The organism is Acinetobacter terrestris (genome assembly GCF_004331155.1).
Classification (GTDB): domain Bacteria; phylum Pseudomonadota; class Gammaproteobacteria; order Pseudomonadales; family Moraxellaceae; genus Acinetobacter; species Acinetobacter terrestris.
This window is the reverse complement of sequence record NZ_SJNZ01000050.1, coordinates 1-6,299: the sequence shown is the minus strand read 5'-3', so window position 1 is coordinate 6,299 and position 6,299 is coordinate 1. Positions and strand designations below refer to the sequence as shown.

The following is a 6,299-nucleotide window of genomic DNA, read 5'->3' as shown; positions in this document are numbered from 1 at the left end:
AACCCTCAACAAAATGCCTATGTTGAACGATTTAATCGCACAGTTCGATACGAATGCCTAAACCAATATTTATTTAGAGAGCTTAGTGAGGTTCAAGACTGTACAACCTTATGGCAGTACTTTTATAATCATGAACGACCTCATATGTCAGTAAATGGTTGTCCACCTAATTTTAAACAATAACAAGGGCTTTGGATTTTCTACCCATTAGTTCAATTAAAAATGGGGGTATTACCCAGTCGTTCCAATGCCATATCTATTGATTCTATTGATTCTATTGATTCTATTGATTCTATTGATTCTATTGATTCTATTGATTCTATTGATTCTATTGATTCTATTGATTCTATTGATTCTATTGATTCTATTGATTCTATTGATTCTATTGATTCTATTGATTCTATTGTGATTGAGAAATATTCAATTTCTCGATCAATATAAAATATCATCTGGAATGATTAAAAAATTGATAAAAAAATCTGGAGAAGAAAATGCATAAATATCTTGCTGAATCCGGTATGGAGTAGCGATGTTGCTTTTTTTGCGAAAACTGCCGCTTTAAGCTAGCTTTGGCTATTCTGGGCCGCGCCTATTTCTGGCGCCATTCGGTGCTCTGATTTATAAAGGGGTTACTCCTGAAAAAGACTAAAAATTCTAGCGATAAAAAAAGCTCACAGATGTGAGCTTTTTTTATGTTCCATGTGGAACATGGGGCGGCTTATAAGAACGGATTTTCAATTTCCTGTTCATCTTGACGATCAATTTTTTCAGGTAAATGAGGTTCATTTTCTAAAGCACTGACGACTTCATTCAAAAAAGCCTGTAAAGCTTTAGCCGCCTGCAAGCCAGCCTGGTCTTTAGTCAGCTGTAAATTGCCATAAATACTGACACAATCTTCTTGGTTTTCTAAGGTCAAGTCGTGAATGGCATGTGATTCGGTACCATTTTCAAAAGGCTTAAACATTGTTTTCTCACTTGTCTTTATTGTTGTTTAAAAAGTAGGATGATTTCCATCATCCTACCTAAAAAAGGCTTACTTCAACAACTGTAAAATGTACTGTAAAAGTCCTTCAATCAATTGTTTAACAATCGCATCTTGGGTATTTGGATCAATCGTTGATGCCGCATTCTTGTTCCCAGCCGATGATGCAGTGGTAGCGGCTGAAGACATCGAACTTACAGAGGAAGATTTAAACTCTTTTTGCAAAGCGCTAAGCGCATCTGCACTGACTTCTTCAGCACACTGGCTTTCTGCGTCCCAATGTGAATAGGCAATTTTCTGAGTCGCTTTGACCGCACTTGCCCTTAATGGCAAATTGTAAGTATTGCGCTTTTGGTCTTCTGTTAACTGAGGGAAAATATTAATTCCTATCAGATCTTCCAGCGCACATATGCTAATAACCTGCACTTTGGGTGCGGTACTTTTTAGGGTATTGTCGGCGTAGTACACCCCTGCCGCCCCTGTTTTAGGCATATAGATGGCTTTGTAGGTCGCTGTTGGGACAATCACACCCTGACCAATCGTTTTGAGTTTTTTCGCAGAATATACCGGTCCAGTGACCACATACACATCTTGCTTCTGCTTGGTCACAATCGCACGTGTGGCTTCTTCTAGCTCACGCCAGACCTGCTGATTATTTTTTGGCGCTTGCGGCACCATATTGGCTAAAGAGAAACTGTCATTTTGTGCAGCTTTGGTGGGCATATCTGCATTTGGCGCCATATGTCCACGGTCATAGCCTGAGGCTTTATAGTCCGGCAATGTCGCACGATGCTCTACTTTGACTTTGGTTTCTTCATGAAAACTGTCTTCACGCGGAATTTTTTGGCTTAAGCGCTGTGGAGTCAGGGCTTCTGCCACCCACAAAGGTGTTTTCGATACACCTGAATACATCACATTGAAGCCATTAAAACACAGCGGATAGGTGTTTTTATTGAGACTTTCTTTTGCTAGATAAGGTGGAATATCACGATAAAATTGATCTAAACACGCCGAATTTGACGAAGATGGCAATGAAACCAATTGCTGGATTTTTTCTTGTCCAAATGCAATCGCAAAACTACTGGTCGCGACTAAACCCAAAATAATTTTTAGGCTATTTTGATTTAAAAGTTGAACCCAAGATTTACTGGTTTTACGTTTCTTAATTGCCATTTCTAGATAAACACCCATTTTCCACGAGCTTAACAAGCAGAGAAAATGAAGTATATGTAGCGAAAGTTGTTTGCTTAACATTTAAGCAAAACCTGCTCAACAAAAGCACAGTCGTTGTAACAGTATGTCTCATTTTCTAAGGCTTTTATGAAGACTCTTAATGACTTTACGTATGTTTGATTGAAAAACCGATCCTAATTATGACAAGGTAAAAAACACGAAAGATCACGCAAGATTCAGAATTATTTTTCTACGGAGTATTTTATGCATTCGAAGCTTTTAGGTTTAAGTCTCGTTACAGGACTCATGAGTGCAACTGCATTCGCAGAACCGGCAATTCAACCTGGCGATTCTTTAGAAAGCTTATCTAAAGTTAAAGTGACGACTACCGTGAATGGTCAAGCAGTTTCAATTCAAGATTTAGTGGCAAGCGGCCAAATCCGTCTTGTTGATCCAAGCCAGATCGCTACTGCCCCTAATCAAGCTCAAGCTGGGTCTGAGATAGAACAAGTACAAAGCAATTCAGCGACAGATGCAAATGCACCACAAGCTGCAGATCTAAATACAACAGCACAAACAGCTGAAGCCGCTCAAGCAACATCCGAGACCGAAGTTCAAACCACTGCAGCTGCAGATGAAACTGCGCCACAAGCGGCAGACATGAGTACAACAGCACAAGTTGAAGCATCACCAGAGCAAGCAAACAGTCCTGCTCTTGAGCAAACTGCTCAAGCTGCATCTGAAAGTGCAGATCCAATGCAATCTAATGCTGAATTAGCTGCACAACAAACTGAACAAGTGATGGATCAAGAAGCTGCAGCTGCACAAGCGCCAGTGACTGATGCCAGTGAAAATATGGCTGCTGCCCCAATGACTTCATCTTCTGCTGATGCACCAGTCACTGCTGCAGATGTTAATGCTGCAGATATGTCACAAGCAGATGTAAGCAATGAGGCTGCTGCTGCACCGGTGAATACTGCTGAAACAAATGAAGCATTTGCTGCTACACCTGAAGCCGCACAACCGAATGATGCTGTACAGGCAGCACCAGAAGCTGATCTTAGCGATGCACCATTGAATGCTTCTCCAGAGGCTCCTGCTGCAGAACAAACAGAGAACTAATCACTCTCTTTTCAGGGCTTTCATCCTCCAGATAAAAAAAACCAAGGATTTTCCACCTTGGTTTTTTTATGGTCTGCTGTTTAACCCACTAGATTTCTTAAAACATTAGATTTCGATTTGACTGCCCAGCTCAACCACCCGGTTAGGCGGAATTTGATAAAAATCACTGACTGGACTGGTATTGCGCTGCATGGAAATAAACAGTTTTTCACGCCATGGAGACAAGCCTTCTCCCAGCGTATGCACCAGTCGATCACGCGAAATAAAGAAGCTCATTTGCATCATGTCGAAGTCAAAACCTAATTTTCGATAAGCCTGTTGCAGAGCCTCTGGAATATTGGGCATATCTTTAAAACCGTAATACACTGAAATACGATAGAAACGGTCATTCAGTTTTTCGACTTTGGTCCGCTCTTCTTCTTCCACATAAGGAATATCACGGGTCATTACCGTCACCATTATATTCAGCTCATGCAGTACCTTGTTGTGCTTAATATTGTGCAACATGGCATGCGGCACGATATTTGGCGTACCTGTCAGGAAGACCGCGACCCCGGGTACAAACTGGGTTTCCGCACTCATACCGATACTTTTGATGAACAGATCGATGGGCAAGGCATCTCTTTCCAAACGTTCCAGCACAATTTCGCGTCCGGCTTTCCAGGTCATCAAAAGGGTATAAACCACTGCACCAATCAAGATTGGCACCCATCCACCAGAAATAATTTTTAATGAGGTGGATGCAACAAAGACCGAATCAATCATTAAAAATGGCACGGCAAATAACAGAACTTTCCACACCGGCCAACGCCAGAAACCATAGGCCAGAAACGAAATTAAAATCGTACCGCACAGCATGGTCATGGTGACGGCAACCCCATAAGCACTGGCGAGGTTGGCACTATTTTCAAACAATAAAATCAGGATCACCACCGAAATGAACAACACCCAGTTAATGAACGGCAAATAGATTTGACCTTGTTCAACATCCGAAGTGTGATGCACGGTTAAGCGTGGCAAATAGCGCAGTTGAATCGCCTGATTGGTCATTGAGAACACGCCCGTAATGACCGCTTGTGATGCAATGACGGCGGCTGCCGTTGCCAGACCAATCATGGGAAATAAAGCCCAGTCGGGAACCAGCATATAGAATGGATTGGCAATCGCGTCTGGGTTACGCAGCAACAATGCTCCCTGTCCTGCATAGTTAAACAGCAGACAAGGTAAAACAATAATAAACCAGGCCAGACGGATCGGTAAGCGACCAAAATGCCCCATATCTGCATACAGCGCTTCACCACCGGTCATGGTCAAAATAACCGCGCCCATAGTCAGGAAAGCCACATAGGGTTGATGCACAACGAAATTAAAAGCCCAATGCGGACTGACCATGGTCAATACAAATGGGGTTTGGATAATACTCCACACGCCCAGTGCACCAATGGATAAAAACCAAACCATGGTTAATGGTCCAAAGAATTTCCCCATGGTCGCCGTGCCATGCCGTTGTACCAGAAATAATCCCGCCAAAATACCAATCGCCAAAGGCATTAGCCACTGGTTAAACATGGGTGTCGCGATACTTAAGCCTTCAATCGCAGACAAGATAGAAATGGCTGGGGTAATGATGCCGTCACCAAAGAACAGCGATGCACCAATAAATCCTAAAGCAATCAGATAAATCTTTTTGTTCTCGGCAATGCGTGAGGTTCGCAGGTTCAATGCCAATAACGACATAATCCCGCCTTCACCATTATTGTCCGCACGCATAATGATGGTGACATATTTGAAACTGATGGTCAGCATCATGCACCAAAAAATCAGCGACAAAATTCCAAGCACGGATGCTTCACTAATAGCAAGATGGGCGGTGAGGAAACATTGCCGAAGGGCGTACAATGGACTGGTACCAATGTCTCCGAATACAACCCCCAGCGCTGCGAGGGTAATCACAGGCAAGGCGGCTTTCTTTGCAGTACTTTGCATATTTTGTCTTCGTTTTTCGACACTATTTTTTCGCCATCATATCACCGAGATAAAACTTTTGCTTTAAATCAATTGTTTCAACTTGGCAGAGTTGCTTTTTTTGGTTATCATCGCGGCGCAATGGTGAGGTGTCCGAGTGGCTTAAGGAGCACGCCTGGAAAGTGTGTATACGTTTGCGCGTATCGAGGGTTCGAATCCCTCTCTCACCGCCAGAATTTAAAAAAGGCTTAAATCGAACGATTTAGGTCTTTTTTTACGCCTGCAGCATAGGATGATGAGCCATATCTCGTTAACTTTGGCGGGATATTTGACGGTACATTGTTTTATTCATCATGGATTGCATATTTTTGCAGTCTTTAGAAATTTTTAGCGATGATGCACGAAAAAAATTCTAACTTATTAAAAATAGAATGATTAATACCAATTCAGATATTTAAAAGCAGTAAAGCAGACCACTTTTCCTAAACAAATGGGATAATATGATCTAACTTAGGCCCAATATTGAGGATTCATATGAGTTTTTTAACAAAGAAAAATAAAGCGAGCTTTGTATTCTTTATCATCACACTTTACTCATTCATTGGATTCGGTTTGGGTTATATCATTTGGGAATACTTTTTATAAAAGCGTCATTGCGCTGTCCCTTTTAAAATATCCTAAAGCCAAATAGAGCAGATATTTTATGGGGGAGTTGCCGCTAGGTTAAAATTAAAGGGGAAGTTTAGTCGGGTTGCTATCTTCCCTTCGATCCTTCTGTATCAACCCATCTTCCAAAAATTCGTCTTTATCTCATCCATATCATTTATTTATTTAACCTGAGTTCGATCTAAAAAAGAGTAGAAAAAAAGCCTTAGTATTTGTAACGTATTGGTTCTCAAGACAAAACATTAAAACACAAGGCTTTCTATGGATCATATTACCGAATTATTTTGTATTTTGGATGATTTTTGCAAAATCTTTGATGAATCCTTAGAGAAATCTCTTATTGCCCACCAAAATCAGCAAACTCAAAAATCTGCTTTGAGCCTTTCTGAAG

7 protein-coding genes, 1 tRNA gene and 1 pseudogene are annotated in these 6,299 nt (G+C 41.4%); 6 read left to right on the top strand and 3 right to left on the bottom strand.

Annotation, left to right across the window (positions count from 1 at the left end):
- Both E0H81_RS15865 and E0H81_RS15860 read left to right on the top strand, forming a co-directional pair.
- A partial coding sequence (locus E0H81_RS15865) for an integrase core domain-containing protein (protein WP_131320270.1) occupies nucleotides 1–183 on the top strand: 183 nt, incomplete at its 5' end.
- Between the two features lie 39 nt (nucleotides 184–222).
- On the top strand, nucleotides 223–441 hold the full coding sequence (locus E0H81_RS15860) for a hypothetical protein (RefSeq protein ID WP_131320268.1): 219 nt from the start codon (nucleotides 223–225) through the stop codon (nucleotides 439–441).
- A 277-nt stretch (nucleotides 442–718) separates the two neighbouring features.
- Here the strand turns inward: E0H81_RS15860 and E0H81_RS15855 are convergent, their stop codons facing one another.
- Together E0H81_RS15855 and E0H81_RS15850 are read right to left on the bottom strand one after the other, a co-directional pair.
- On the bottom strand, nucleotides 719–964 hold the full coding sequence (locus E0H81_RS15855) for a hypothetical protein (protein WP_131320266.1): 246 nt from the start codon (nucleotides 962–964) through the stop codon (nucleotides 719–721).
- Between the two features lie 69 nt (nucleotides 965–1,033).
- Nucleotides 1,034–2,155 (bottom strand): DNA/RNA non-specific endonuclease, encoded by a 1,122-nt coding sequence (locus tag E0H81_RS15850; protein WP_131320264.1) that lies wholly within the window; start codon nucleotides 2,153–2,155, stop codon nucleotides 1,034–1,036.
- 264 nt (nucleotides 2,156–2,419) lie between these two features.
- Here E0H81_RS15850 and E0H81_RS15845 point away from each other — a divergent pair, with 264 nt between their 5' ends.
- Nucleotides 2,420–3,277 (top strand): hypothetical protein, encoded by an 858-nt coding sequence (locus E0H81_RS15845; RefSeq protein WP_131320263.1) that lies wholly within the window; start codon nucleotides 2,420–2,422, stop codon nucleotides 3,275–3,277.
- 105 nt (nucleotides 3,278–3,382) lie between these two features.
- Here the strand turns inward: E0H81_RS15845 and E0H81_RS15840 are convergent, their stop codons facing one another.
- Nucleotides 3,383–5,263 carry a potassium transporter Kup gene (locus E0H81_RS15840; protein ID WP_131267695.1) on the bottom strand — a complete coding sequence of 627 codons (1,881 nt, stop codon included), beginning with the start codon at nucleotides 5,261–5,263 and terminating at the stop codon, nucleotides 3,383–3,385.
- A 122-nt stretch (nucleotides 5,264–5,385) separates the two neighbouring features.
- On the opposite strand from E0H81_RS15840, the gene E0H81_RS15835 reads away from it, so the two are divergent.
- The 3 genes and pseudogenes from E0H81_RS15835 to E0H81_RS16365 all read left to right on the top strand — a co-directional run.
- Nucleotides 5,386–5,475: transfer RNA gene (locus E0H81_RS15835), tRNA-Ser, on the top strand.
- Between the two features lie 301 nt (nucleotides 5,476–5,776).
- On the top strand, nucleotides 5,777–5,887 hold the full coding sequence (locus E0H81_RS15830; RefSeq protein WP_131267706.1) for a hypothetical protein: 111 nt from the start codon (nucleotides 5,777–5,779) through the stop codon (nucleotides 5,885–5,887).
- A 282-nt stretch (nucleotides 5,888–6,169) separates the two neighbouring features.
- Nucleotides 6,170–6,299, top strand: a pseudogene (locus E0H81_RS16365) (IS982 family transposase); the annotation flags it as partial.

Bases quoted from the DNA above. Each gene is read 5' to 3' on its own strand.
- E0H81_RS15860 (WP_131320268.1), top strand. From the start codon at position 223: ATGGGGGTATTACCCAGTCGTTCCAATGCCATATCTATTGATTCTATT.
- E0H81_RS15855 (WP_131320266.1), bottom strand. From the start codon at position 964: ATGTTTAAGCCTTTTGAAAATGGTACCGAATCACATGCCATTCACGAC.
- E0H81_RS15850 (WP_131320264.1), bottom strand. From the start codon at position 2,155: ATGGCAATTAAGAAACGTAAAACCAGTAAATCTTGGGTTCAACTTTTA.
- E0H81_RS15845 (WP_131320263.1), top strand. From the start codon at position 2,420: ATGCATTCGAAGCTTTTAGGTTTAAGTCTCGTTACAGGACTCATGAGT.
- E0H81_RS15840 (WP_131267695.1), bottom strand. From the start codon at position 5,263: ATGCAAAGTACTGCAAAGAAAGCCGCCTTGCCTGTGATTACCCTCGCA.
- E0H81_RS15830 (WP_131267706.1), top strand. From the start codon at position 5,777: ATGAGTTTTTTAACAAAGAAAAATAAAGCGAGCTTTGTATTCTTTATC.